This is a genomic window from Paraflavitalea devenefica, assembly GCF_011759375.1.
GTDB classification, from domain to species: Bacteria; Bacteroidota; Bacteroidia; order Chitinophagales; family Chitinophagaceae; genus Paraflavitalea; species Paraflavitalea devenefica.
The window spans coordinates 174,143-197,641 of record NZ_JAARML010000003.1; the positions used below are offsets into that span (position 1 = coordinate 174,143).

General features: G+C 47.0%; 27 protein-coding genes. 8 read left to right on the top strand and 19 right to left on the bottom strand.

Annotated elements, in window-relative coordinates:
- Nucleotides 1-27 precede the first annotated feature (27 nt).
- Nucleotides 28-594, bottom strand: coding sequence for an RNA polymerase sigma factor (locus HB364_RS19155; RefSeq protein ID WP_167289905.1), 567 nt, complete (start codon nt 592-594; stop codon nt 28-30).
- 193 nt (nt 595-787) lie between these two features.
- Here HB364_RS19155 and HB364_RS19160 point away from each other — a divergent pair, with 193 nt between their 5' ends.
- A complete protein-coding gene (locus HB364_RS19160) occupies nt 788-1,558 on the top strand; it encodes a C40 family peptidase (RefSeq protein ID WP_167289906.1) in 771 nt (256 codons plus the stop codon).
- A gap of 102 nt (nt 1,559-1,660) precedes the next feature.
- On the opposite strand, the gene HB364_RS19165 is transcribed toward HB364_RS19160, so the two are convergent.
- From HB364_RS19165 to HB364_RS19175, 3 genes are all read right to left on the bottom strand, one after another.
- The gene (locus tag HB364_RS19165) at nt 1,661-2,221 is read right to left on the bottom strand and encodes an inorganic diphosphatase (RefSeq protein WP_167289907.1); all 561 of its coding nucleotides are present in this window, start codon (nt 2,219-2,221) and stop codon (nt 1,661-1,663) included.
- Nucleotides 2,222-2,361: 140 nt separating this feature from the next.
- Complete coding sequence (locus HB364_RS19170) at nt 2,362-2,763, bottom strand: hypothetical protein (protein ID WP_167289908.1); 402 nt, start codon at nt 2,761-2,763, stop codon at nt 2,362-2,364.
- 409 nt (nt 2,764-3,172) lie between these two features.
- On the bottom strand, nt 3,173-4,210 hold the full coding sequence (locus HB364_RS19175) for a PhoH family protein (protein WP_167289909.1): 1,038 nt from the start codon (nt 4,208-4,210) through the stop codon (nt 3,173-3,175).
- Between the two features lie 367 nt (nt 4,211-4,577).
- On the opposite strand from HB364_RS19175, the gene HB364_RS19180 reads away from it, so the two are divergent.
- A complete protein-coding gene (locus HB364_RS19180; RefSeq protein WP_167289910.1) occupies nt 4,578-4,967 on the top strand; it encodes a winged helix-turn-helix transcriptional regulator in 390 nt (129 codons plus the stop codon).
- 82 nt (nt 4,968-5,049) lie between these two features.
- Here HB364_RS19180 and HB364_RS19185 read toward each other — a convergent pair whose 3' ends face one another.
- The 4 genes from HB364_RS19185 to ahcY form a co-directional block, all read right to left on the bottom strand.
- Nucleotides 5,050-5,793 (bottom strand): EcsC family protein, encoded by a 744-nt coding sequence (locus HB364_RS19185; protein ID WP_167289911.1) that lies wholly within the window; start codon nt 5,791-5,793, stop codon nt 5,050-5,052.
- 15 nt (nt 5,794-5,808) lie between these two features.
- On the bottom strand, nt 5,809-6,318 hold the full coding sequence (locus HB364_RS19190) for a YdeI/OmpD-associated family protein (RefSeq protein ID WP_167289912.1): 510 nt from the start codon (nt 6,316-6,318) through the stop codon (nt 5,809-5,811).
- Between the two features lie 19 nt (nt 6,319-6,337).
- Nucleotides 6,338-6,607, bottom strand: coding sequence for a hypothetical protein (locus HB364_RS19195; RefSeq protein ID WP_167289913.1), 270 nt, complete (start codon nt 6,605-6,607; stop codon nt 6,338-6,340).
- 393 nt (nt 6,608-7,000) lie between these two features.
- Complete coding sequence (gene ahcY, locus HB364_RS19200) at nt 7,001-8,326, bottom strand: adenosylhomocysteinase (protein WP_167289914.1); 1,326 nt, start codon at nt 8,324-8,326, stop codon at nt 7,001-7,003.
- Nucleotides 8,327-8,464: 138 nt separating this feature from the next.
- On the opposite strand from ahcY, the gene HB364_RS19205 reads away from it, so the two are divergent.
- Nucleotides 8,465-8,773 (top strand): phosphoribosylpyrophosphate synthetase, encoded by a 309-nt coding sequence (locus HB364_RS19205; RefSeq protein ID WP_167289915.1) that lies wholly within the window; start codon nt 8,465-8,467, stop codon nt 8,771-8,773.
- Here HB364_RS19205 and HB364_RS19210 read toward each other — a convergent pair.
- The 7 genes from HB364_RS19210 to HB364_RS19240 form a co-directional block, all read right to left on the bottom strand.
- Complete coding sequence (locus tag HB364_RS19210) at nt 8,770-9,180, bottom strand: RrF2 family transcriptional regulator (RefSeq protein ID WP_167289916.1); 411 nt, start codon at nt 9,178-9,180, stop codon at nt 8,770-8,772. The two genes, HB364_RS19205 and HB364_RS19210, sit on opposite strands and share 4 nt — an antisense overlap.
- Nucleotides 9,181-9,236: 56 nt before the next feature.
- Nucleotides 9,237-9,461, bottom strand: coding sequence for a response regulator transcription factor (locus tag HB364_RS19215; protein WP_167289917.1), 225 nt, complete (start codon nt 9,459-9,461; stop codon nt 9,237-9,239).
- A gap of 326 nt (nt 9,462-9,787) precedes the next feature.
- Complete coding sequence (gene dapB, locus HB364_RS19220) at nt 9,788-10,504, bottom strand: 4-hydroxy-tetrahydrodipicolinate reductase (RefSeq protein WP_167289918.1); 717 nt, start codon at nt 10,502-10,504, stop codon at nt 9,788-9,790.
- A 71-nt stretch (nt 10,505-10,575) separates the two neighbouring features.
- Entirely contained in the window at nt 10,576-11,262 is a 687-nt protein-coding gene (locus HB364_RS19225) for a DUF5683 domain-containing protein (RefSeq protein ID WP_167289919.1), read from the bottom strand.
- Nucleotides 11,263-11,273: 11 nt separating this feature from the next.
- The gene (locus HB364_RS19230) at nt 11,274-12,197 is read right to left on the bottom strand and encodes a ParB/RepB/Spo0J family partition protein (RefSeq protein WP_167289920.1); all 924 of its coding nucleotides are present in this window, start codon (nt 12,195-12,197) and stop codon (nt 11,274-11,276) included.
- A 79-nt stretch (nt 12,198-12,276) separates the two neighbouring features.
- Nucleotides 12,277-13,077 carry a ParA family protein gene (locus HB364_RS19235; protein ID WP_167289921.1) on the bottom strand — a complete coding sequence of 267 codons (801 nt, stop codon included), beginning with the start codon at nt 13,075-13,077 and terminating at the stop codon, nt 12,277-12,279.
- A 101-nt stretch (nt 13,078-13,178) separates the two neighbouring features.
- Nucleotides 13,179-13,862, bottom strand: a complete 684-nt coding sequence (locus HB364_RS19240) for a metal-dependent hydrolase (RefSeq protein ID WP_167289922.1) — start codon at nt 13,860-13,862, stop codon at nt 13,179-13,181.
- Nucleotides 13,863-13,944: 82 nt separating this feature from the next.
- Here HB364_RS19240 and HB364_RS19245 point away from each other — a divergent pair, with 82 nt between their 5' ends.
- Nucleotides 13,945-14,454: an NADPH-dependent FMN reductase gene (locus tag HB364_RS19245; protein WP_167289923.1), complete on the top strand. Its 510-nt coding sequence runs from the start codon at nt 13,945-13,947 to the stop codon at nt 14,452-14,454.
- 183 nt (nt 14,455-14,637) lie between these two features.
- On the top strand, nt 14,638-15,879 hold the full coding sequence (locus tag HB364_RS19250) for a metallophosphoesterase (RefSeq protein WP_167289924.1): 1,242 nt from the start codon (nt 14,638-14,640) through the stop codon (nt 15,877-15,879).
- A 679-nt stretch (nt 15,880-16,558) separates the two neighbouring features.
- Here HB364_RS19250 and HB364_RS19255 read toward each other — a convergent pair.
- Together HB364_RS19255 and HB364_RS19260 are read right to left on the bottom strand one after the other, a co-directional pair.
- Nucleotides 16,559-18,766 carry a response regulator gene (locus tag HB364_RS19255; protein ID WP_167289925.1) on the bottom strand — a complete coding sequence of 736 codons (2,208 nt, stop codon included), beginning with the start codon at nt 18,764-18,766 and terminating at the stop codon, nt 16,559-16,561.
- A 96-nt stretch (nt 18,767-18,862) separates the two neighbouring features.
- Nucleotides 18,863-19,555, bottom strand: a complete 693-nt coding sequence (locus HB364_RS19260; protein WP_167289926.1) for a LytR/AlgR family response regulator transcription factor — start codon at nt 19,553-19,555, stop codon at nt 18,863-18,865.
- A 147-nt stretch (nt 19,556-19,702) separates the two neighbouring features.
- On the opposite strand from HB364_RS19260, the gene HB364_RS19265 reads away from it, so the two are divergent.
- Complete coding sequence (locus HB364_RS19265; protein WP_167289927.1) at nt 19,703-20,716, top strand: hypothetical protein; 1,014 nt, start codon at nt 19,703-19,705, stop codon at nt 20,714-20,716.
- Between the two features lie 154 nt (nt 20,717-20,870).
- Nucleotides 20,871-21,458, top strand: coding sequence for a porin family protein (locus tag HB364_RS19270; RefSeq protein ID WP_167289928.1), 588 nt, complete (start codon nt 20,871-20,873; stop codon nt 21,456-21,458).
- 88 nt (nt 21,459-21,546) lie between these two features.
- Here HB364_RS19270 and HB364_RS19275 read toward each other — a convergent pair whose 3' ends face one another.
- Together HB364_RS19275 and HB364_RS19280 are read right to left on the bottom strand one after the other, a co-directional pair.
- Nucleotides 21,547-22,038 (bottom strand): DoxX family protein, encoded by a 492-nt coding sequence (locus HB364_RS19275; protein ID WP_167289929.1) that lies wholly within the window; start codon nt 22,036-22,038, stop codon nt 21,547-21,549.
- A gap of 170 nt (nt 22,039-22,208) precedes the next feature.
- Nucleotides 22,209-22,790, bottom strand: a complete 582-nt coding sequence (locus HB364_RS19280) for a Crp/Fnr family transcriptional regulator (protein WP_167289930.1) — start codon at nt 22,788-22,790, stop codon at nt 22,209-22,211.
- Between the two features lie 21 nt (nt 22,791-22,811).
- Between HB364_RS19280 and HB364_RS19285 the strand changes: the two genes are divergently transcribed.
- Nucleotides 22,812-23,336, top strand: a complete 525-nt coding sequence (locus HB364_RS19285; protein WP_167289931.1) for a PhzF family phenazine biosynthesis protein — start codon at nt 22,812-22,814, stop codon at nt 23,334-23,336.
- The last annotated feature ends 163 nt before the right edge of the window (nt 23,337-23,499 follow it).

The window sequence follows — 23,499 nt, forward strand, 5'->3', positions numbered from 1 at the left end:
GTCTATGCGGTGTAGTGCATTGTTTGATCAACGATTCATTTTTTTATCCAATAGTATTTTCAGGTTCCTTTTACCGTTCTGGATGTAGCTTTTTACCTGCATCATGGAAAAGCCGGTTTGATCGGCTATTTCCTGATAGGAGCGCTTTTCCAGGTAAAACAAAGTTACGCACTGTTTCTGCTCATTGTTAAGTTCCTGTAAGCTTTCCTCCATTAATTCCAGTTGCCGGTCTTTTTCCATGTGTGCGCGTACGCCATCGTCTTCTCCCGGCGTAACTGCCATTTGTTCTTTGATCTCCGTTTGCCGGCCAGGTTTATCGCGGAGCTTCATGAGGCAATGATTTTTTGCCACCATGTACAGCCAGGATTTGAAGTAATCCACCCGGTATTTATGCAGTTCGGTGATGGCTTTGAGGAAGATCTGCTGCACACTGTCTTTGGCCTCTTCTTCGTTTTTCAGGTATTTCATGCACACACCCAATAACAGGAGGGTGTACCGCTGTAGTAAGATGCCCAACCAATGGTTGTTATGGTCGGCATAAAAGCGTTCCAACAGTTGCTGGTCGGTTATATGTGCATACTGGTCATGTTTCACCGGGCGAAAATTAACTATTTTCTTTTAGTAAGATGCAAGCCGGAATGTTTTTCATAAATGTTTAGCTGGTAATATTAGCTGTTAGCTTTTAGCCTTTAGCTGTTAGTCGCCTGCTTCGACAGCCCTTGGACAAACTCAGGGTGACATCTGCTTCCAGTTTTTTTGTTTCTTTGTTTAAAATATAACGTTCATTATGGCTTTTGTTGTATGTGTTGTACCAGTAAGTCCTATGCGGGCTGAATCGAGTCATAAAAGTGAAATGACGAGCCAGTTGTTGTTGGGAGAGGCAGGTGAGCTGCTGGAAGAGACAGCAGATTTCGTGAAGCTGCGTTGCCTCCATGATGGTTATGAAGGCTGGTGCCAGCGCAGCCAGGTGGCTATTACAGAAAGTTTGACCGGTGATAGGAATAATGGCTTGTATGTGGGCGACTGGACCGATAAGGTATTGATCAATGGCGTTGCGGCCTGGGTACCGATGGGCACGCCCATCCTGGCGCCGGCGCAGGAGGTAATACAGGCAGGTCCTTATAAACTGCAATATACAACCGGCAGTGCCTGGCAGGCTACCGGCATGGCCCCTACGCCGGCAGCTATACAGGCCAGGGCTGAGCGATTTTTGAATACACCCTACCTGTGGGGCGGACGTTCTGTTTTTGGTATTGACTGCAGTGGATTTTGCCAGTTGGTATTCCGGTTTTTTAATATATCCCTGTTGCGGGATGCCTACCTGCAGGCTACGCAGGGAGCCGATGTTGGCTTTTTACAGGAGGTGCATTGCGGCGACCTCGCCTTTTTTGACAATGCGGAAGGACGTATTGTGCATGTGGGTATTTTGCTGAATGAGCAGGAGATTATTCATGCATCGGGGAAGGTGCGGATTGATAAGATTGACAATGCAGGTATTGTGAATACGGATACCGGACAGCGCACGCATCAGTTGCGGGTGATCAAGCGGTTTTTTTGAACCGGCAGTCGGCAACCGGCAGTGCGTTTGCTTCGATAAATGACAAAAGAGAGCTTTACTTTATGAAGGTGGCTCTCTTTTGTCTTTTTATAAAGTGCCTGCTTATTTTGTAAGCAGCTTGGGGCTGAAGTTTTCTTTGTAGGTGTTGATGGCATCCTGCACTACTTTCAGGGCCATGGATTTGTCGCCAAACTCTTCTACTACCACTGTTTTGTTTTCCAGTTTTTTGTATTCTTCAAAGAAGTGACGCAGCTCTTCAAAGAAGTGGCGGGGCAACTCTTCTATATTGTTGTAGTGATTCACGCCCGGGTCATTGGCGGCTACTGCAATGATCTTGTCATCGGCATCGCCACTGTCCACCATCTGCATAACGCCTACTACTTTAGCCTCCATAAGGCAAAGCGCCTGTACAGGCAGGGACGTGATGACGAGGATGTCCAGCGGATCTTTATCATCCCCATAGGTTTGGGGAATGAAGCCATAGTTGCAGGGGTAATAGAAGGAGGAATATATGACGCGATCGAGTTTGAGCAAGCCGCTATCCTTGTCAATTTCATATTTGGCTCTCGAGCCCTGCGGGATCTCAATCACTGCATTTACAATACGGGGGGCATTGGCACCATACGGCACTCCATGCCAGGGATGAGAAACTGTTGTGGTCATGCTGATTACGATTAATGTTTTACAATTGTACCAGTAAATAGGTTAATCAGGCAATGGCAATCGTTGTTGGGTTGGTCTGAGGGGTGGATTCCAGTACAACCATAAGGTGAGCCACCTTTGGAAGGTGACCCCCCTTATGGTTACATTTTGATCACGGATTTGAGGTCTACCAGCCATTCGTTGTTGATTTTAACAATGCGAATGGTGGTGGTATCCTGCGGATGGAAAGAGTTATGGTATTTATAGGTGGTTACTGAATCATTTACCGGGGTGATGGCCAGCGGATTGATGTTGGCATCGGCAAAAGAACGTTTGTCCTCATTGCTTAACTGCTGGTAATTAGACTGTTGTTTTTTGAGGAGGGTAAGGTTATCGTCATCCTTCAGGAGGTAAAATCTGGCCTTTTCATAGTTGCCATCGAGGGAGGCGCGTATGAACTGGCGGCCGGCATCCTGGGCATCCTCGGCTTTCTGGTAACCACTGCTGCCCGTGCAGGCTACCAATCCTACTGTCAGGGCGGTGATTGTGAGATATTTAATCATGATGCAAAAGTAAAGGATTCGTCTGAACCGGGATTTATTGGATTGAATGGATTTAGTGGAAATGAAGGGTTTGCTGGTCCACACAGGACTCCTTTGGAGGAAGGGGTAAGGCGGGGGATGGGATAGTCGCGGTTAATGGCAGGTTGGGGGGAGGTACCTGTCTGGTATAGATGGGGGTAGTATCTGGTTCGGAGCTGGTAGGGAGGGAGGTCTCGGTAAAGTCTCGATAAGGTCTCGACAAGGTCTCGGTAAGGTCTCGATAAGGGTGTCTAAAAGAGGCTGTCAGTATGCCCGGTGGCAGAGGAGGAGGGTGTGGCGGAAAGCCGGTATGGGACCTTTAAACGCATGGTTTAAGGTACAAAAAAAGCCCCATATAACATGGGGCTTTCTGGTGGGACTTCTCTATTTTTTACCCTTCGGTATTGGGTTTTTCGTCGTTTTTGTTGTGGCGGTTGCCTCTCCAGTTGCCGGGTGTGTACTCGGGTGGCGGGTTTTCCTTCTGATCCCTGTCGTAGGCCTTGATGATGGCTTTTACGAGGCGGTGACGTACCACGTCTTCCTCATCCAGTTCAATATGGGCAATGCCATCAATGTTGCGCAGGATGCGGGCGGCTTTTTCCAGGCCGCTTTTTTGGTTTTTCGGCAGGTCAATCTGCGTCATATCACCCGTGATGATGGCCTTGGCATTGGCGCCGATACGGGTGAGGAACATTTTGATCTGCAGATCGGTCGCGTTTTGCGCCTCATCAAGGATGATGAAGGCATTGTCAAGGGTACGACCACGCATGTAGGCGAGGGGCGCAATTTCAATGACGCGGGTACTCATGTAGTAGCCCAGCTTGTCGGCGGGGATCATGTCATCCAGCGCATCATAGAGCGGCCGCAGGTACGGGTCAATTTTTTCCTTCAGGTCGCCGGGCAGGAATCCGAGGCTTTCGCCGGCTTCTACGGCAGGGCGGGTAAGGATGATCTTTTTGACCATTTTGTTCTTTAATGCCCGTACAGCCAGCGCCACTGCAGTGTAGGTTTTGCCTGTACCGGCAGGCCCGATGGCAAATACGATGTCGTTTTTCTCTGCCTCATGTACCATCCTTTTCTGGTTGGCCGTGCGCGCGCGGACCGTTTTACCATTGGGGCCGAATACGAGGACATCATTGGGATTGCGTTCAATGAAGTTGTCAACGGTTTCCGCATCATCACCGCCAAGTATTTGTTCAAAGTAATTCTGGCTCATGTGGCCATTGCGCTGGAGATATTGAACGATGAGGTCAATTTTCTCTTTTGCATTGTCCACCTGTTCGGGTGAGCCGCTTAATTTGAGCTGTGTACCGCGGGAAAGAATTTTGAGGAGCGGGAATCTCTTTTTGAGGATATCTAACTTACCGTTGTTTACACCGAAAAACTCAATAGGGTTTACGGCGTCCAGGCTAATGATAGTTTCTGTCAATTCACTTCAGTTTAAGTTCACAAAAGCGTACCGATTAGTGTCGATACTTCTAACCCTTTCCAGCTATTCCAAATATAATTTTTGGAAGCGCTACAACACAAAGTTACTTATTAACAGCGTGTGGAAATCGCTGCGTTCGGGATATTTATGATTTCATTAAATGGTAATGCAAGCTTGTTTTTATTGGTGTTTTGCATTGGTTAAATTACATAGTTAAGTATCAATCCGTATTACGGATGTTTTACTTTTTTGTAAAAGAATTGCACCTGTTTATTCAACTTTTCCGATTTGTATTTGTTTGGTATTCTTTTGTAACCGGTTAGCTTTTGTAAACCGGGTTTCTTTGAGTTACCAAAAAAACACCCTCATGGTACAACTTGTTGATTTTACTGAAAAACAAAGATTTAATAGCCCGGAATGCAAGAACCATATGCGTCCTGTACAGGACGCACTGGATGTTTTGCACGGCAAATGGAAATTATTGATCCTGCTGGCGCTTTCCGGCGGCCCACTCCGCTTTAAAGAGATACAACGGGAAGTAGGCGGTATTACTGCCAAGATGCTTTCCAAGGAGTTGAAAGATCTTGAAATGAATGAACTGGTACAGCGGACAGTGTATGATACGATACCTGTGGCGGTGGAGTATTCCCGCACGGCTTATGGCGCCAGTTTGAACAAGGTGCTGGAAGAGCTGCATAACTGGGGTTTACAACACAGGAGACGGGTGATGCGGAAGAGCAGGGCTGTGGAGGCGTAAAGAGGTTTCAGGTTTGGAGTTTCGGGTTTAGCGTTGCTACCGCGGTTGGAAGTTGTTGATGGATACCTGGCTGGTTGTGGTTTCAGGGTTTGGGATTTTCTGTTTTGTTTTCTTCGAACCAGCGCATGCGCCAGGCCATCATAGCGGTATGGCCGAGTTTACGGATGAGACGGTAGTTGACAACGATGCCTACCGGTGCGCCAATGAGCGGAATGAGCTGAGCCATTTTGGCGAGGTCGATGTAGTCGCGGTATTCCTGTTGAAAGGTGCGCCAGTCGAAGTCATGGATGTTGGCCGGCAACTGATGCCGGCGATCGGCCCAATGTTCCATTTTAAGGTATACTTCCCTTCTTTGCTGATGACTGGAAAAAGCGAGTTGAAAGATATACAGGATGTATAACCGCTCTTTGTAGTCTTCTACCGGGTATCCGTAGAGAGCGGCAATTTCAAATAAGAGTTTGAGTTTGATGCCAATGAGCAAGGGGAAGTCTGCCAGCCCCAGTAACAGGCCTCCGGCGCCGGTGATACCTCCTTCTGCCGCCGCTGTATTGCGGTAAAAACGGATCTTTTCCTCTATTAATGTTTCCCGGTGAGCGAGTGTTGCTTCTTTCAAGACAGGAGGCGTGGTAAGTTCTGCACCGAAGAGTACGGCGCGTATCATTTGTTTGATGGTAGTGGTCAGCAACTGGTGTATTTTCTCCGGTATGAGGCTGTTGACCTTTGTTTGCATACGCCTGGTAATCCGGTTGATGAAGCCGGGTTTGCGGAGCATCTGGCGCTGCCATTTTTTGAGACCGGCTTGTATGTTGTGGTCGTAGCTGTTCATTGTTACCCATTTTCGTTAAAGCTCCGGTGACCGCAGGCTGCGGAGGAGTTCGCCGTAGCCAAGTTTCCGGGAGAGGCCATTGACGGCCTGGGCGATGCGTTTGGTTCTGGTGGCTTCGGTCTTGGCGCTTTCGATCCACTGGCTGAAGTACCGCTGGTGCGAGGGCGCCAGGGAGTTGAAGAAGGCGAGGGCCTGCGGCTCATCATTGAGGCATTCCATTAGTTCAGGCGATAGTTGCAAGGGAGCTTTGTCTTCCTGCAACTGCACGTTCAGCATGGCGTCTTTCCGTTTTTTGATGCCTTTACGCATTGCTGCATTGATGGCCATGATGAAGCTGCCGCCGCCATGGGGCAGTAAGGATACGCCTTTGATGGCATGGCTATCCAGTTTGCCTTTTACCCGGAAGCCCTTTTTCCAGCCGGGTTTTAGCTGTTCTGCTATGTCGGGAGGAATGAGAATGTATGTCCAGCCGGTTTTGTCGCCCTGCTCCGCGAATTGTAATATGGTAGTCGTGAATTTGACCAAGCAGGGCTAATATACGGCATTATACGTTGCGGAGCTCTTCTTCGATCTGGTCGTGAAACTGAGCTTCTGTATCCATGATCCAGCGGGGAAGTGATTGGGGAAGGATTTTCCAGGCGCCCTCTTCTTTTTGCATACGGAAGAGGATGCGGTTACCGCGGTCGTCCACTACATCAACTGTAAAAATACCTTCATTAACACCGCCGAGCTTCCGGAAGTTAAACTCTCTCAGGCGGCCTTCTACTTTCAGCAGTTTGGTGAACTGTATATTTTTTACAAATTGGATGCGCATATGCTACTATTAAACATTTTGAGTTATCAATTCTCATGCTACACTTTGCCAAAACCTTCTTAATAACCTGAAAAGTTTTGCACAGAAGGGATAGCGCTTAGCTTTTAGGGATTAGCTGTCGGCTATTAGCCGTTATGGCTACGATTTCCAAAAAGGTCTAAGGTAAAGTTGAGGGGTAGTTGCTGTACCGGCAGGTACAACGTGTGGCTGCAAAGGTACGGATTAAATTCCGAATGCGAGGCTGGCGAACATCGCATAGCGGTAAAAATGCGGCTGCAAGCCGCATAATAGGGATACGAGGCTGCAAGCCTCGTATAGCGTAAGCTTCGTATAGCGCAAAAAAAATGCGGGGCTGAAAGCCCCGCATTGCCTATAATGTTGGCCTGTTGGCGATTAGTACCTGTAATGTTCGGGTTTGAACGGACCGGCCTGGGGGATACCGAGGTAATCGGCCTGTGCAGGAGTCAGTTCATCCAGTTCCACACCGATCTTCTTGAGGTGCAGGCGGGCCACTTTTTCGTCCAGGATCTTGGGCAGTACGTATACTTTGTTCTCGTATTTGCTGGTATTGGTCCAAAGTTCCAGTTGAGCCAGTGTCTGGTTGGTGAAAGAGTTACTCATTACAAAGCTGGGGTGACCAGTACCGCAACCGAGGTTAACGAGGCGACCTTCCGCGAGGATGATGATGTCTTTACCATCTACATTGTAGATATCTACCTGGGGCTTGATGGTATCTTTGGTATGACCATAGTTTGTGTTGATCCATGCCATGTCGATCTCGATATCGAAGTGGCCGATGTTACAAACGATGGTTTTATCTTTCATAGCACGGAAGTGCTTTTCTGTGATGAGGTCACGGCAACCAGAGGCAGTTACTACGATGTCGGCCTCTTTTACTGCGTCGATCATTTTCTTTACTTCGAAACCGTCCATAGCGGCCTGGAGAGCGCAGATGGGGTCGATCTCTGTTACGATAACGCGGCAACCGGCGCCTGCGAGGGAAGCGGCAGAACCTTTGCCCACGTCGCCATAGCTACCTACTACTGCTATTTTACCAGCCAGCATTACATCGGTAGCGCGGCGGATAGAATCCACGAGCGATTCTTTACAACCGTATTTGTTATCGAATTTGCTCTTGGTTACAGAGTCATTTACGTTGAAAGCGGGGATTGGCAGGGTGCCTTTCGCCATTCTTTCATACAGACGGTGAACACCGGTAGTGGTTTCTTCACTCAGTCCTTTAATATGTTGAACCAGCTCGGGGTATTTGTCGAATACTATGTTGGTGAGGTCGCCACCGTCATCGAGGATCATGTTCAGGGGGCGGTCTGCACCACCAAAGAACAATGTTTGCTCAATACACCAGTCGGCCTCTTCGAGGGTCTGACCTTTCCAGGCATAAACACCAATACCGGCAGCAGCGATGGCAGCAGCGGCATGGTCCTGCGTAGAGAAGATGTTGCAGGAGCTCCATTTCACTTCGGCGCCAAGGGCGATCAGTGTTTCGATGAGCACGGCTGTTTGAATGGTCATGTGTAAGCAGCCAGCAATACGGGCACCTTTCAGGGGTTGAGAAGGTCCATATTCTGCGCGCAGGGACATCAGACCAGGCATTTCAGCTTCTGCCAGACGAATTTCTTTACGGCCCCACTCAGCCAGGCTGATATCTTTTACCTTATAGGGTAAGGAGAAATCAATGTTTTTTGAGATAGTTGACATATTTGTTATTTATTTCAGGTCGCAAAGCTACAATTTAGGGATGTAATGTCCAAGAAAGGCGAGTGGTGAATAGTCCCGCCAGTGGGCGGGAGGGAGTGGGTAAAATAGCTACATTTGAGGTGCATCAAATACTTTCCTATGTACACTTACGACACAGTTACCGAGGCTGTTGATGGCCTGAAAAAAAGGGGGTATACTATTGATTTTAATAAGGGATACGAGTGTATAACCTGTCATTCGACCCCTTTATCCCTCCAGCCCAGCGAGTTTGAGATTACAGAAGTGTACCGGTTTGAGGGCAATTCTGACCCTGCAGATGAAGCCGTGGTATATGCGATTGAATCCAAAACCGGGGAAAAGGGCATCCTGGTGGATGGTTTTGGCCCCAGTTCCGAAACTGCCAGCGAGGCTATGATCGAGAAGCTGGCAGTACGGCATTCAGGTTAATGTTTGGAGATATCGGCTACTGTTTTCTTTTCCAGCAGCTTGAGGGTTGCGTCACGCACCTGTATCATGGTTTCGTGAAGCCCGCAATGTTTTTCATCACAGTTTTTACAACGCTCATAGAAATAAAGACTTACGCAGGGTAGCATGGCTATGGGGCCATCTATGAGGCGCATGATCTTGGCCATAGGGACTTCTTTGGGGGGCACTTTAAAGAAGTAGCCGCCTCCTTTTCCCTTTTTACTCTCGAGTATGCCTGCTTTTTTGAGTTCCAGCAGGATATTCTCCAGGAACTTTAATGGTATTTTTTTCTTTTTGGCTATTTCTGCAATGAGTACCGGCTGATTGTCTTTTTTCTCAGCCATGTACATCAATGCTTTAAAAGCGTATTGGGCCTTTTTAGAAAGCATGTGACGTTTTTGTTTGGCGGCGAGAAGTTAGAATAATTTTTTGAATAGCCAAGAAGTTAGACCAGTTTATGTTCATATATGTATTTAATGAGGCCAATGACATTGTTGGTCCGGGTCTTGCGAAGGATGTTTTTGCGGTGTGTTTCAACGGTCCGCTCACTGATGCCTAATTGCCCGGCGATCTCTCTGTTGTTGAATTCCCGTTCTATAAGGCGGATAATTTCCAGTTCACGAAAAGTAAGGGAGGTATTCTTAGTGGTAGCCTGTAGCTGCTTTTTCATATTATCAGGTAATTTTCAGTTGACAAAGGTTAATGGTTAACCGGTATATAACATATACCGGATATATAGATTTATCAGATGACAAATATTATTACAAGGTTGCCTGAAGCGGCACAATAAAAGGAAGTAGGCTCTTATTCCCGGGATATAGGTTTGTGGGCAAATATGGATAGACCCCTGGAAGGGAGGTAAAGGACCGGATTAAGGCTAAGGTTTTGATAGCCATGAAATTAAATTTCATGCAGGACATTTTGGTTAAGCCCTGAAAAATTACATCAATTGTTCAAGAGCAGGAAAAAAATTTTAACCAAAATAGTTGTGTCTGATCAAATTCCCAGCACGTCGCTCATCGTAAAAATCCCCTTTTTACCGGGGAGGAATTCTGCGGCCAGCACAGCGCCGGTTGCGAATCCTTTCCGGTTATGGGCGGTGTGTTTGATCTCGATGTCGTCTATGGCGGAGGTATAGCTAATGATATGGGTGCCGGGAGCCGGATCGGTCCGCTCACTGAGGATGACGAGGTCGGCTGCCTGGCTGCTTGGCTGGTTGACCCATTGCTTTTTTCCGGTGTTTTTGTCGAGTATCTGTTCTGCCAGGGTGATAGCCGTTCCGCTTGGGGCGTCTTTCTTTTCTGTATGGTGTATTTCTGTGAGCGATACGTTGTAATCGCTGTGCGGCGCCATGAGCTCGGCCAGTTTTTTATTGATGGCAAAGAAGATGTTGACGCCTACGCTGAAGTTGCTGGCATATAGTAAGGCGCCTTTGTGAACGAGGGCGTAGGTTTTAGCTTCTTCATACCGTGCCAGCCAGCCGGTGGACCCGCTGACTACCGGAACGCCTGCTTCTATGCAGCGTGTTATGTTTTCAAAAGCACTTTCGGGGCCGGTGAATTCTATGGCTACATCTGCCTTACGGATGTTATTGATGGTATTGTCTTCCAGGTTTTCGATGCCTACTTTGAGTACAATTTCATGTCCGCGCTGAAGGGCAATTTCTTCAATGGCCTTTCCCATTTTCCCGTAACCGATGAGTGCAATTTTCATGTCGAAAAGAATATAAGAATGTAGAATCCAGAATCCAGTATTCAGAATCCAGAATAATACAGGGTATGTTTTTAGCGGAGCGAAGATATTGTTTTTGTGCGATTGTTGTTGCCGATGTTGAAGACGAAACTAAGGCCAGCTACATTGCCTGGCAGGATGGTTGGTTTTACGTGGAAGGAAAGATCGTCACTGACATTGAAGTCTTTGAGGTGGGCATCTACCGTAGCATCTACTACATTGAGGCCCCAGAAGAGCAGGCCAAAGAGGACGGCATAGTCCATGTTGCGGCGGAATTCATTGCGGTAGTTGATGAGCGCATTCACATTTTTACCTTTCACCAATGTCCGTAGTTCGGGATCTACTTTATCCAGGAATATGGGCAGGTTGTTGCCGGCATCTGCTACCCTTACTGCATAGCGGGTCCTTTTGTACCATTCATTGTTGTAGTAGACGAGGTAAGCGGGGATACCGATGGCGGCAGCCACGATGGGCACTTTCCAGTATTTTTTGTTGTATACCTGTCCCCATCCGGGTATGATCGCAGAGCGGAGGGCTGCTTTACGGGGACTGTGTTTGGGTTTTTTGACAGCAGTGTCTTTGATTTTTGCCGTATCAATTTTGGCAGGCACTTTTTCAAGGACCTTGCCGGATGTATCACTGACCACCAATGCAGGGCGAGTAGTGTCCTTTGGCCGCTGTGATGAAGCCAACAGCGGCATGGCGATGGTGACGGCAATAACAAGAATTACTCTGATCATGCAAAAGATACTTAGTTGGCAGTGACACCAATTGCATCCAATATTTTATTCAGATCCTGGATGGAGTAATACTCAATAGAAATACTGCCGTGTCCTGTTTTGTTGTGATTGAGTTTTACTTTGGTGCTGAAATGCGACGCTAAGTTATCTTCAATTTTCTTGTAAGCAGGTGGAAGAGAGGCTTTTACCGAATTTTTAACAGCAGTACCTGATTTGTAAAGCCTGCGTACCAGCTCTTCTGTTTGTCTTACGGATAGCCCTTTGCTTTTTATTTCGTTGAAGATAAAGAGTTGCTTATCTACTGTATCCACGTTGATGATCGCCCGCGCATGTCCCATGCTGATAACACCGGTGCGTACAGCTACCTGTATATCGGGTGGTAGTTTGAGGAGGCGGATGTAGTTGGCCACGGTACTTCTTTCTTTGCCCATGCGTTCTGCTACCTGTTCCTGCGTTTGGCTTAGCTCTTCCATCATACGCTTGTAGCTGAGGGCAATTTCCATGGCGTTGAGGTCTTCACGCTGTAAGTTTTCCAGCAATGCCAGCTCCAGCAGTTGCTGGTCGTTGGCCTGGCGGATGTAGGCTGGTATGTCTTTAAGGCCGGCCAGTTTGGAAGCTCTCCAGCGGCGTTCTCCGGATATGAGCCTGTATTTACCATTGGGGAGTGAGGATACGGTGATGGGTTGCACCAGGTCGTGCATTTTGATAGAAGCAGCCAGTTCATTCAATGCCTGCTCATCAAAGTCGCGGCGTGGCTGCTTGGGGTTGGGCTCAATGTTTTCTACCGGTATGCGCTGCATGGCAGTGACCTGCTCCACTACCTGGGTTTTGAGGCTATTGCCGGTCGTGTTTTTCAGGTCGGAGTCAATACTCTGCAATAGGGAACGAATCCCTTTTCCCAGCAACTCTTTATTGTTACCTTTTTCTTTTGACATTGTTTGTTCTTTGAGCCTTGAGCTGTGAGCTTCGAGCTACGAGCAAGGGGCTCGCTGCTCGTAGCTCGCTACTCGCAGCTTATTCAAGTATTCTTTCTTCCTGTTTAATTTTGGTCATGTCATTTTTCTGCAGGATCTCTTTGGCCAGGTTGAGGTAGTTCATGGCCCCTTTGCTCTGACCATCGTAGAGTATGACCGGCTTGCCTACACTGGGCGCTTCACTGATGCGGCTATTGCGGTGAATGATGGTATTGAATACCATTTCATCGAAATGCTTACGTACTTCATTGACCACCTGGTTGCAGAGGCGCAGGCGGCCATCATACATGGTCATGAGGATACCTTCAATCATCAACTCAGTATTCAGCCTGGTTTGTACTATTTTAATTGTATTCAGTAGCTTACCAAGACCTTCAAGGGCGAAGAATTCTGTTTGAACGGGAACTATCACGGAGTCGGCTGCTACCAACGCATTTACTGTGATAAGTCCCAGTGAAGGAGAGCAGTCAATGATAACGAAATCGTAATCATTTTTAACCGGCTCCAGTATGCCTTTCAATACACCTTCCCGGTTGGGGTAGTTGATCATTTCGATCTCAGCACCTACGAGGTCAATGTGTGAAGGGATCACATCGAGGTTGGGAACGTCGGATTTTAAGATGACGTCTTTGGCCAGGGTCCCGTTCACCATGCAATCGTACAGGCTTTGCTGGATATTGTGCAGGTCGAAGCCAACGCCGGTGGTGCTGTTGGCCTGCGGATCAGCATCTACCAGGAGGGTCCTGAATTCCAGTACGGCCAGGCTGGCAGCCACGTTGATCGCTGAAGTGGTTTTACCTACACCGCCTTTTTGATTGGCTACTCCAATTACTCGCGCCATTGTTTTAAGTAAGGTTGTTTTTTTGTTTGGTTCAGGATATTGTATCTCTGCGTAATAATCAATAATTAATAATTATTGATTATTACGTTTGCTTCGAATGTTTATAAATCAATAGTACTACCAATTTGTATGAGTTGCAACTCAACGCCGGCATCAGCAAATGTTTTGATGGCCTGTTGGTGATCAATTTTGATATAGCCAAAGGTATCATAGTGAACGCCTACAACTGTCTGGCAATCTATCATGCGTGCGCATTCGGCAGCATCGGCAGCATCCATGGTAAAGTTGTCACCAATCGGTAAGATGGCAAAATTTAGTTTTGCCCAACGTGGTATTAACTGCATGTCTGTAGTGAGTGCTGTATCGCCACTATAGTAGAAATTTCCTTCATTTGTATAGATGATGAATCCCATTGGGTTACCGCCATAGCTACCATCCGGCAGGCCGGAAGAGTGCTGGGCAACAACGCATTTAACGGTAAAAGGGCCAAAGTTCCATTTTCCCCCTGTATTCATCTGGTGTATACTGGTCACCTCCTGTTTCATGAGCCATTCGCCCACTTCCCAGCTACAGATGACCTGGGCACCGGTGCGGGTAGCGATACGTACACAGTCGGCTATATGATCGGCATGCCCATGCGACAGGAGGATGTAATCGGCCGGTATTTGATCAACATCTACTACGTTATTTGCCAATTCGTTATAGGTTACAAAGGGATCGAACAACAGTTTCTTATCTTTGACGATCACCGAAAAACAGGAATGGCCGTAATAAGTTAGTTTCATAATTTTTTTACAGGACGGCAAAAATACGTTTTCGGTATAAGAAATAAGAACCAAAAACCTTCTTAGCTGTTAATGCTTTAACATGAATGATTTTTATACTATCATTTCCGGCACCAACAGGGCGGGCAGTAATACGAGGAAGATAGCGCAACATTATTGCGACCTGCTGGAAGCGAAGGGAATTGAGACCCGGCTGGTATCGCTGGAGGGCTGGAAATCGGTAGAGAAGACGCCTGAGTATGTGCAACTGGAAAAGGAGGTGCTGATCCCTTGCAGGAAGTTCATTTTTGTGGCGCCGGAGTATAATGGCAGCATCCCGGGCGTATTGAAGGTGATGCTGGATATTTCGGATTACAAGAAGGTATGGTGGGGGAAGAAAGCCCTGCTGACGGGAGTGGCCCTTGGCCGCTCGGGCAATGTGCGGGGCATGGAGCATTTAACAGGTATTCTCCATTTTATGAAGGTGGTGGTGCACCCCAATAAGTTACCCATTTCCTCTGTGGATAAGCTGCTGAATGGCTCCGGCGTTATTCATGATACAGGCACGCTGGAAGCCATTAAGACACAGGTGGATGAGTTTATAGCCTTTTAACCGGAGCGGCAGCCTGAAAAAAAATTGACTACTGGTAAAATATACCTGCTTCCCGATCGTCTTACCGGGATATAGAACAAAAATGCAAATAATACCGATCTGAACTTTTGTTGCTGGAAGCCTGCGGGTTCTCCATGACAGGACGGTTATTTCATTTTATTGATCATTAAATTTATTTTCTTCATGCGTAATGCTGGCTTTATCTGGTTCCTGATCGGTTTTATGATCCTGTTGGATATTTATGTATACCAGGCGATCAGGGTGGTCGCTCCTTCCTCACCACGGATGCGGCTGATTGTAATATCTGTTTACTGGTTCCTTTCGGTCGTTTCTGTAGCGATGATTTTTATAATGCCTTACAGCAATGCTGCTACCTGGCCTAAATGGATCCGGAATTATGTATTTGTGATCGTGATCGGGCTGATCGTGAGTAAGCTGCTGGCCTCCCTGTTTATTGCGGTGGATGATATCCGTCGTGCAGGCGCCTGGGTTATCAGCCGGTTCCCGGGTAATACCACTGCTGCTACCGCCCGTTCAGGCGGGATTACGCGCTCTGCCTTTTTGAGCTGGCTGAGCCTTGCTGCCGGGGGCGGCTTATTTGGCACCCTGTTGTATGGTTTTAACAATAAGTATCGCTACCAGGTGAATAAGCTGCAACTGGCTTTTGAGAATCTTCCTTCGGCCTTTAAAGGATTGAAGATTGTGCATATTTCCGATATCCATTCCGGCAGTTTTACCGACCGGAAGGCGGTAGAGAAAGGAATTGAAAAGATTATGCAGCAGCAGCCCGATCTTATTTTGTTTACCGGCGACCTGGTGAATGACCGCGCTACTGAAATGGAAGAGTACAAGGAGGTTTTCAGCAGGTTAAAAGCGCCGATGGGCGTGTATTCTACGCTGGGTAACCATGATTATGGTGATTATGTTCATTGGGATAGCGCCGTCGTAAAAGCTGCCAACCTGGAAAGCCTGAAGTCTGTACATGGCGCCATGGGCTGGCGTTTGCTGATGAATGAGCATGTGGTACTGGAAAAGGATGGGCAGCAGATTGCCCTGCTGGGGATTGAGAACTGGAGCGCCCGTGGCAATTTCCCCAAGTATGGTAAGATGCATGAGGCGCATCCGGGCACTGAGCAATATGCTTTCAAGATACTGATGAGCCATGATCCCAGCCATTGGGAGGCAGAGGTGCTGGACAAGTATAAGGATGTAGACCTGATGCTGGCCGGGCATACACACGGTATGCAGTTTGGACTGGAGGTCCCCGGTTTTAAATGGAGCCCTGTGCAGTATATGTATAAACAGTGGGCGGGATTGTATGAAGCAGATAAACAGAAGTTGTATGTAAACCGTGGTTTTGGATTTATCGGTTACCCGGGCAGGGTGGGTATTTTGCCGGAGATAACCCTTCTTGAACTTGTGTAAAGGCAACGAGGTATAAAGGCAAAGGGCAGTTTACGATTTGTAAACTGCCCTTTTCTACGGAGGGAATAATTTGCTACTAATTACAGAACCAGAACCCGTTAACATTAACCATTGTACCAAATTCTTAATGAGGTATCACGATCGGTTAAGCGGCATACTGTTAGGGTTGGGTCATTGTATACCTGGCACTTGCGGCCGTGATCAGGGTACAGGATAAGCACAGAATACTTTGCAAGGGTACGGTACTAAAAACGAGCACCTGGACTTTACAGGAGAAGGCTCTTTTAAGGCTTCCAATCAAAAGGATGAGGGGGTTACTTAATTAATCTCATGAGACCCGCCAAAAACGATCTCCTTCACGCTACGACAGGGGTTTAGGGGCCTGTTGATCTTTTAATACGGTCGGTTATATATTGAATCGTCAGTTTGGAAAGTTTAGGGCTCAGGGGCATAGGTTAAAAAATCTTTCCCTATCTCTTAACCTTTGACTTATAATTACATAGCAAATATACGGCGGTGCAGCAGGGGTATGCTGCCGAAATCGGTGAGCCCGGTCAATTTGTAGCCAGCGTGGTTTATTTTGACGGTGGAGGAAAGGCAAGTGGTAAATGGCTAGTGGCGAGTGGGGCTGATAGATTGGTGTACCTGAGTAAATACATCCTGGTTTATATTCAATGATCTACAAAACGTTGTGGATGAGTAGCTGGTTGATCTCTTTTAATACAAGTTGCTTATAATCATCGAGTTTATTGAACTCTGCGGCTAAAGTGACCGGATTGGATTTGGCCTTGGCCAGTTGCTCTATTTTCTCCAGTTGGCGAAAGAAGGGGGTATTGCGCCCAAATACAGAGACGGTGGATTGAATATGGTGGGCGAGGGTACCAATTTGCTTAACCTGTTTTTTCTCTACTGCCTCCCTGAGGGCGTCCATTTCTCCGGGAAACTGGTTAAGGAACTGGCGGATAATGTTGTTGAGGAAGGCGCTGTTGCCCATGACGAGGTCATACAGGAAGTCGAGGTTGATGTAATGCAGGCTGGCCTTCAGGAATTCAAAGGTGTGTTTTTGACGGGCCAGGTATTTTTTCAACAGGCCCAGCAGTTCTTTCTCCTGGATAGGCTTGGAAATGTAGTCGTTCATGCCATGACTGAGGCATTTTTCCCTTTCACCGGCCATGGCATGCGCCGTCATGGCAATGATGGGAATATTGCTTTTAAGGTCATTGCGGATGGTCCTGGCAGCGATGTAGCCGTCCATGACAGGCATCTGGATATCCAGCAATACGAGGTCATATTTTTCGCGGTTCAGTTTTTCCACTGCCTGTTGTCCGTTCTCTGCCAGTTCAAAGTTGAGGTGCCAGCTTTGGAAGGTATGTTTCATGAGTAGCTGGTTCATTTGGTTGTCTTCTACGATGAGGATCTTAACACCTTCAAATAACCCGTTACCTGCTTCTGCGAAGTGGGGGTATTGTATGTTCTTTTGGTCGTCGGTCATGGGTAATATTTCATATTCAAGTTCGAATAAAAATTCTGTGCCGCCTGCGTCGCTTTTTACGGCGATGTTGCCTTGCTGCAGTTGAATGAGGTTGCGCACGATGGATAAGCCGAGGCCGGTACCCCCGTATTTCCGGGTAGTATTGGTTTCTCCCTGTTCAAAACGTTCGAAGATAGTATCGAGCTTATCGGCTAAAATGCCAATGCCGCTGTCTTTTACGGAGAACCGGAGGCGTACCCGGGTATCGGTTTCTTTTACCGGTATGACGATGATGCTGATGCCACCTTCCTGGGTAAATTTGATCGCATTGCTGATGAGGTTTACCAGGATCTGGGTAAGGCGTACTGCATCGCCGGTAAGCGTGTCTGGAATGCTTTCCTGTATATGGATGGTAAAGGAAAGCCTTTTTTCTTTTACCCTGTGCTGGAACATGGTTTCGAGGGAACTGCAGAGGCCACGAAGGCTGAAGGGGCTTTTTTCAATACGGAGCATACCAGCTTCTATTTTAGAAATGTCGAGGATATCATTGATGATAGTAAGCAGGCTTTCACTGGCGGATTGTACGAGGTGTACGAAATGCTCCTGTTCGGGCGTAAGCGATGTTTTCTGTAACAGGTTGGTAAAGCCGATGACTGAGTTGATAGGCGTTCGTATTTCATGACTCATATTGGCCAGGAACTGTTCTTTTACCCGGGCCGATTCATCGGCCCGGCGTTTGGCTTCTTTTAGTTCATCTTCTATTTTTTCCTGTTCAGAGACGTCAAAGACGGTGGAGCGGCTGGATATGTATTCGTCCTGTTCGTTGTAGATGGCAATGGCGCTGAGCGATATGGGTATGATGAACCCTTCTTTGTTGACCATGTTTAAACGAAGCTCCCTGAGTTCTCCGTTTTTCTTGAACTGGGGAAAGCGTTTTTTCAATATTTCGGCGCTGGCTTCATCCAACACATCTGTAAACAACATTTTTCCTACTACTTCTTCTTTTTTATACCCTATCCAGTTGAGTTCTGTCTGGTTAATGGCGCTGATGTAACCATCTTTGTCGAGCGAGTGATAACCGCAGGGCGCATTGTTGTAAAGGTCATAGATATCGGCGGAAACTTTTTCCAGGTTCTGGCGTGCCTGCAGTTCGTTGGTATGGGCCTGCTCCAGTTCTTTGATAAGCGCCTGCTGGCGTTGCAGGCGGCGTATGACCACTACGCTCAGAAAAAGGATGGCGGCAACGGAGATGGAAGTAAGGATGCGGCTGATGGTCAATACCGATGCGGTCCGCGGATCGCCAGACGCCAGTGAGCTTTCCAGCCTTGTTTGCAGAAAGATGCCGGTAGCTATGAATACCACTAAGAATAGAACAATGATCGCAATAAGATATTTGGGCTTTAATTTCATTTTCATAATACGACGGCTTATACTCTGTATATGTACGATAAAGCAAAAGATGTTCCGGAAGTAAAGGTGCAAGGTTATATCAAAGATGGCGCAGCCTGTTGGTTATAACAGTTTCAGTTTCTTCATGAGCTGGCTACGATAGCTTTCGGCGACGGGTATGGGGGTGTTCATGATGTTAAGTGCACCATCTTCTATGCTATCAATTTTGTCAAGCGCCACGATGTAACTGCGGTGGATACGCATGAGCCTGGGGGAGCGTATTTTTTCTTCTACGGCTTTAAGGGTGGTATGTACAATATGCCATTTGCCGGGGGTATATATCTTGATGTAGTCACCCATTGCTTCAATCCATAATATGTCTTCCAGCTTCACTTTTTTGAGGGCGCCATTGTCGCGTATGAAAATGTAATCATCATCTATGTTATTGACCTCGGTATTGTCCCGGCGCATAACTTCACGGGCTTTATCAATGGCCTGCAGCAGGCGGGGTAAGGTGACGGGTTTGAGCAGGTAATCTATTACATTTAATTCAAATGCTTCCAGTGCGTAGTCTTTGTTGGAAGTGGTGAAAATGATCAGCGGTTTTTTGGGCAGGGATTTCAACAGTTCAATGCCGTTCATACCAGGCATTTCAATGTCAAGGAATACCAAATCGGGAAAGTTGCGGGAAATGTATTGGTGTGCTTCCATAGCGTCCCGGCATTCTCCCGTTACTTCCAGCAGGCCTGTCTGGGTAACCAGTTGGCTAAGCATGAGCCTGGCCATATCGTTATCATCGACTATGAGGCACTTCATTTTCAGAGGAAGGAGCGTTGGTAAAATGGTAATGCTAAGTTTAAGGTATGAAAAATATGCCAATGATTAAACCATTAATAATTTTTTTAATCCAAATTGCGTTATCTCTGCTGCCACGTGAATGTTTACGGGCATAAATGCTAATAAATGAAGAAAGTTTCCTTTGTGGTTCTGTTTATTATGCTACAAAAGCTGTCGTTTTCCCAAAAGGGAACGCTGGATTCTTTATTTGCTTCCGGGGATACGACCGCTGTTATGGACTCCCTGATGAAGGATTTTGACCTTTTCCTGGATTCCCTGACAGCCCCTAAGAGCTTTTTGAATATCAGTATAGGGGCCGGGAACGGTATTTTTAGTTTTGAGAATAAGAATTCTGCGTATTTATCCACAGAAAGGAAGATTATATTTTCCCCGTCTATCGGCTATTTTCATAAGTCGGGACTGGGGCTTTCTGCCACAGGCTTTATGATAGGCGATCAGGGTGCACTGAATGTGTACCAGTTTTCGGTCAGCCCATCCTATGACCTGATCCGGCCATCTTTTTCTTCGGGTGTTTCTTATACGCATTACATGAATAAGGATTCCGTGAGTTTTTACCTCACGCCTTTGCAGCATGAGCTGTTTGCTTATTTTTCTTATAAGAAATGGTGGCTGCGGCCATCTGTCAATTTTGCGTATGGGTGGGGGAGCAAGGCATCTTATGAAAAGATAAAGAGGCGACTGCGGGCCAAGTTGTTAACACAACTCCGCCGGTTAGGTTTAAACCCTGGTAATATGGTGATCAAAAATGAGGAATCTATACAGGATTTCTCATTGACGGTTTCCCTGCGCAAAGATTTTAACTGGTATGATGTATTGGGTAAAAATGATAATGTTAGTTTTATACCGGTGCTTATGCTGACGAGTGGCACCCAGAATTTTGGTTTCAATACTTCTTATTCCTATCAATTCCGTTCCGTACGCATTAATTCCCTGCCCAGTAATCAGCAATTGTCGGGTAAGTCTGATTTCAGACCCCAGTCGGCCAGTTTGGTGTTAAGAGGCAGCTATATGAAAGGAAAAGTACTGGTACAGCCCCAGGTATTGTTTGATTATTATCTACCCGAAGGGGATGATAAGTTCAATATGGCCTTTTCTATTACTGCCGGGGTGAGTTTTTAAGAAAGGCAACAAGGCATAAAGGCAACAAGGCATCAGGGCAAGGCATAGAATTTTTATACCTTTCTTCACTATCCATGCAACGAATTAACAACCAATTTGGTTTCGCTGGCATATAAGTTGAAAATATTTATTGAACCAAATATCAATTTCATATATGAAAAAGAAATCACTGGCATTGTTAACAATCGCATTGGCCCTTACCACAGTCACCTTTGCCCAGGGTTTTCACCTTGGCTTCAAAGCAGGCGCCAACATTTTTAAGGTAGATGGTAAATCCTTTAACGACGAATTCAAATTTGGTTATAACCTGGGAGCTTTTGCTGAAATCAACTTTAGCAATAAATGGGGTGTTCAACCAGAGCTTTTATGGAATCAAACCAATTACCGTACCGGTGATAATTTTGATGACCTGTATCCCGGTGGTAAGAATGATGTAGAAGGTAAGCTGAATTATATCAGTATTCCCATCCTGCTCACTTACCGGCCCGTTAAAATTTTCTCTTTACAGGCCGGTCCTCAATTCGGTATTTTAACCAGCCAGGATAAAGACCTGCTGGGTGAAACCAAAGAAGCTTTTAAAAGCGGCGATTTCTCTATGCTGGGCGGCGCTCAACTGAACCTGGGTGCACTGCGCGTAGGTGGTCGTTATGTAGTTGGTTTAACTGATATTAATGATATTGACAACAGGGATAAATGGAAGAACCAGGGATTCCAGTTGTACCTGGGATTAACGATCTTGTAATTGGTTCTTGTACCCAATGCAAAAGTACCCAACGTAAAGGTCTTGCGCGGACACCCGGCAAGACCTTTCTTTTTTGACCAGCTATATATTATTGTACTGCCGGCCTGTTAATTGTTTTGCGCTGTGTTGCTGTACCGGTACGGGTAGTCAGCCACCTGTCTACCGAAAATTTCCCGCTGCCATTGATGGTAATGACGATGGCAATGGCCCAGAAGAGGATGTCAAATTCATACCCTTCTCCTTTGTTGCTGCCAAACCAGTTCATGAAGAAACCATTGGGCAGGTGATCTACAAAGAAAGCGCCCGCCATTACGATGGCCATGAGGGCTGCATTGATCCTGCCGGCAAAACCGATGAGCAATAGGAGAGCGCCTAACGATTCAATGAGAATGACGAGTGCGCTGAGCCAGGCGGGTAATCCCACGGTGCCGGTAAAATAGCCCATGGTATTGTTCCAGCCATAGCCGCCAAACCATCCGAACGCTTTCTGAAGTCCATGTCCCAGCATGACCACTCCCAGGGATACCCGTAATATAAGCCAGTTGTAATTGTTGGTAGTTGCTAATAATCGCTGTTGCATAACTGATTTTTTGATCTTTGATGATCTTGCAAAAATCCGTCAACAGGGTAGCTATATCCAATGACGTGTGGTAAGAAAAAACATTAACATAGGATAAGCCGTTTCGGGTTGCTGCCGCGGGTGGTAGTTGCTGACTGATTGGTGACCGGCTTGTGATTTATCGGCTGGTTTTATGGTTTGCCGGCTATCTGGCGGCGGATGCGACTGAGTGATTCAGGAGTGATGCCCAGGTAGGAAGCGATCTGTTTGAGCGAAAGACGTTGTTCAAATTGCGGATACCGGTTGATGAAGTTGAGGTAACGTTCTTCGGCGGAAAGGCTCATGTTTTCACTGAGGCGGCGCTGCATGGCTATATAGGCATTCTGTAGCAAAATGCGGTAGAAACGATCAAATTTGGGTATATCTGTGTACAATTGTTCCAGTTGACTTTTCTCAATAGTAAGCAATTCACAATCTTCCATGGCCTCTACATGGTATAAAGCGGGCTGCCCGCTCAGGAAACTGTACATATCGCCCGTCCACCAGTCTTCAAAAGCAAACATAACAATATGCTCCTGGCCGCTGTTGTCTATATGGTAGGTACGGAGGGAACCCTTGTTCACAAAGCATTCGTAGCGGAATATATCACCAGCCTGCACCAGGTACTGCCTTTTACGCAGGGTGCGGGGTTTAAGGACCGCTGTAAAGCGTGCTGTTTCTTCCGGCGTGAGTTGTATGAAGCGGGCAATGTTTTTGAGAATAAGATTATACATGGACTAAAGGTAGGTTAGTATATGAAAACGAAAAGTGACAAGAAGGGTACTGTTCTACAGGCCCCCGAGTATGCCCCTGTAAAAGAAAATGAGCAGGTATTGTGGTCGCTGGGTATTACCCCCGATCATATTGCCGCCCTGCCCATGATCGTAAATACCGGCACTGCTTTCCTGGTGCTGGAAGTACGGAATAAGGAAGTACTGCAATCCCTGCGACCTGTTGCCATCCCCCTGCGCCTGTTATTGGAGCAATATGGCCTGGCCGGGTATTGTGTTTTTTGCCGTCATACCGGCGGGCAGGCTGATGCCACCGCCTGCATTTTTACCGCTTCGCCGCAGGAGCCTGCCAGCCTTTACCAAGTTCCGGCTGCCGGGGCCCTGGCCTGCTATCTGTATGATATTGTGATGATTAAGAAGGAGGAAATGGTTATTTCCCTGGGTTATTGCCCCAGGCCCGACGTTATGACCCGTCTTGTTGTTCACCTGCATCTGCAGGAGGGAAAGATCTTTTCGCTGCAACCTGTAGCAGATGAGCCGGTCCATTAACCCGGCCCGATAGCACCCTATATTGGTTGTATCTTTGGTCGAACCGGTAAGGTCCTGTGCCCCTTGTGCTTACCGTATAGCCGGCATTCAATCTGACAGTATTGATCCCTGCTACCCGGTTGGCACTAAACTTGACCTATATACCCTCCACTTCAAAATCCAA

Coding starts and splice junctions, on each gene's coding strand:
- HB364_RS19160 (WP_167289906.1), top strand. CDS start 788: ATGGCTTTTGTTGTATGTGTTGTACCAGTAAGTCCTATGCGGGCTGAA.
- HB364_RS19165 (WP_167289907.1), bottom strand. CDS start 2,221: ATGACCACAACAGTTTCTCATCCCTGGCATGGAGTGCCGTATGGTGCC.
- HB364_RS19170 (WP_167289908.1), bottom strand. CDS start 2,763: ATGATTAAATATCTCACAATCACCGCCCTGACAGTAGGATTGGTAGCC.
- HB364_RS19180 (WP_167289910.1), top strand. CDS start 4,578: ATGGTACAACTTGTTGATTTTACTGAAAAACAAAGATTTAATAGCCCG.
- HB364_RS19185 (WP_167289911.1), bottom strand. CDS start 5,793: ATGAACAGCTACGACCACAACATACAAGCCGGTCTCAAAAAATGGCAG.
- HB364_RS19195 (WP_167289913.1), bottom strand. CDS start 6,607: ATGCGCATCCAATTTGTAAAAAATATACAGTTCACCAAACTGCTGAAA.
- ahcY (WP_167289914.1), bottom strand. CDS start 8,326: ATGTCAACTATCTCAAAAAACATTGATTTCTCCTTACCCTATAAGGTA.
- HB364_RS19205 (WP_167289915.1), top strand. CDS start 8,465: ATGTACACTTACGACACAGTTACCGAGGCTGTTGATGGCCTGAAAAAA.
- HB364_RS19210 (WP_167289916.1), bottom strand. CDS start 9,180: ATGCTTTCTAAAAAGGCCCAATACGCTTTTAAAGCATTGATGTACATG.
- HB364_RS19215 (WP_167289917.1), bottom strand. CDS start 9,461: ATGAAAAAGCAGCTACAGGCTACCACTAAGAATACCTCCCTTACTTTT.
- dapB (WP_167289918.1), bottom strand. CDS start 10,504: ATGAAAATTGCACTCATCGGTTACGGGAAAATGGGAAAGGCCATTGAA.
- HB364_RS19225 (WP_167289919.1), bottom strand. CDS start 11,262: ATGATCAGAGTAATTCTTGTTATTGCCGTCACCATCGCCATGCCGCTG.
- HB364_RS19230 (WP_167289920.1), bottom strand. CDS start 12,197: ATGTCAAAAGAAAAAGGTAACAATAAAGAGTTGCTGGGAAAAGGGATT.
- HB364_RS19235 (WP_167289921.1), bottom strand. CDS start 13,077: ATGGCGCGAGTAATTGGAGTAGCCAATCAAAAAGGCGGTGTAGGTAAA.
- HB364_RS19240 (WP_167289922.1), bottom strand. CDS start 13,862: ATGAAACTAACTTATTACGGCCATTCCTGTTTTTCGGTGATCGTCAAA.
- HB364_RS19245 (WP_167289923.1), top strand. CDS start 13,945: ATGAATGATTTTTATACTATCATTTCCGGCACCAACAGGGCGGGCAGT.
- HB364_RS19250 (WP_167289924.1), top strand. CDS start 14,638: ATGCGTAATGCTGGCTTTATCTGGTTCCTGATCGGTTTTATGATCCTG.
- HB364_RS19255 (WP_167289925.1), bottom strand. CDS start 18,766: ATGAAAATGAAATTAAAGCCCAAATATCTTATTGCGATCATTGTTCTA.
- HB364_RS19260 (WP_167289926.1), bottom strand. CDS start 19,555: ATGAAGTGCCTCATAGTCGATGATAACGATATGGCCAGGCTCATGCTT.
- HB364_RS19265 (WP_167289927.1), top strand. CDS start 19,703: ATGAAGAAAGTTTCCTTTGTGGTTCTGTTTATTATGCTACAAAAGCTG.
- HB364_RS19270 (WP_167289928.1), top strand. CDS start 20,871: ATGAAAAAGAAATCACTGGCATTGTTAACAATCGCATTGGCCCTTACC.
- HB364_RS19275 (WP_167289929.1), bottom strand. CDS start 22,038: ATGCAACAGCGATTATTAGCAACTACCAACAATTACAACTGGCTTATA.
- HB364_RS19280 (WP_167289930.1), bottom strand. CDS start 22,790: ATGTATAATCTTATTCTCAAAAACATTGCCCGCTTCATACAACTCACG.
- HB364_RS19285 (WP_167289931.1), top strand. CDS start 22,812: ATGAAAACGAAAAGTGACAAGAAGGGTACTGTTCTACAGGCCCCCGAG.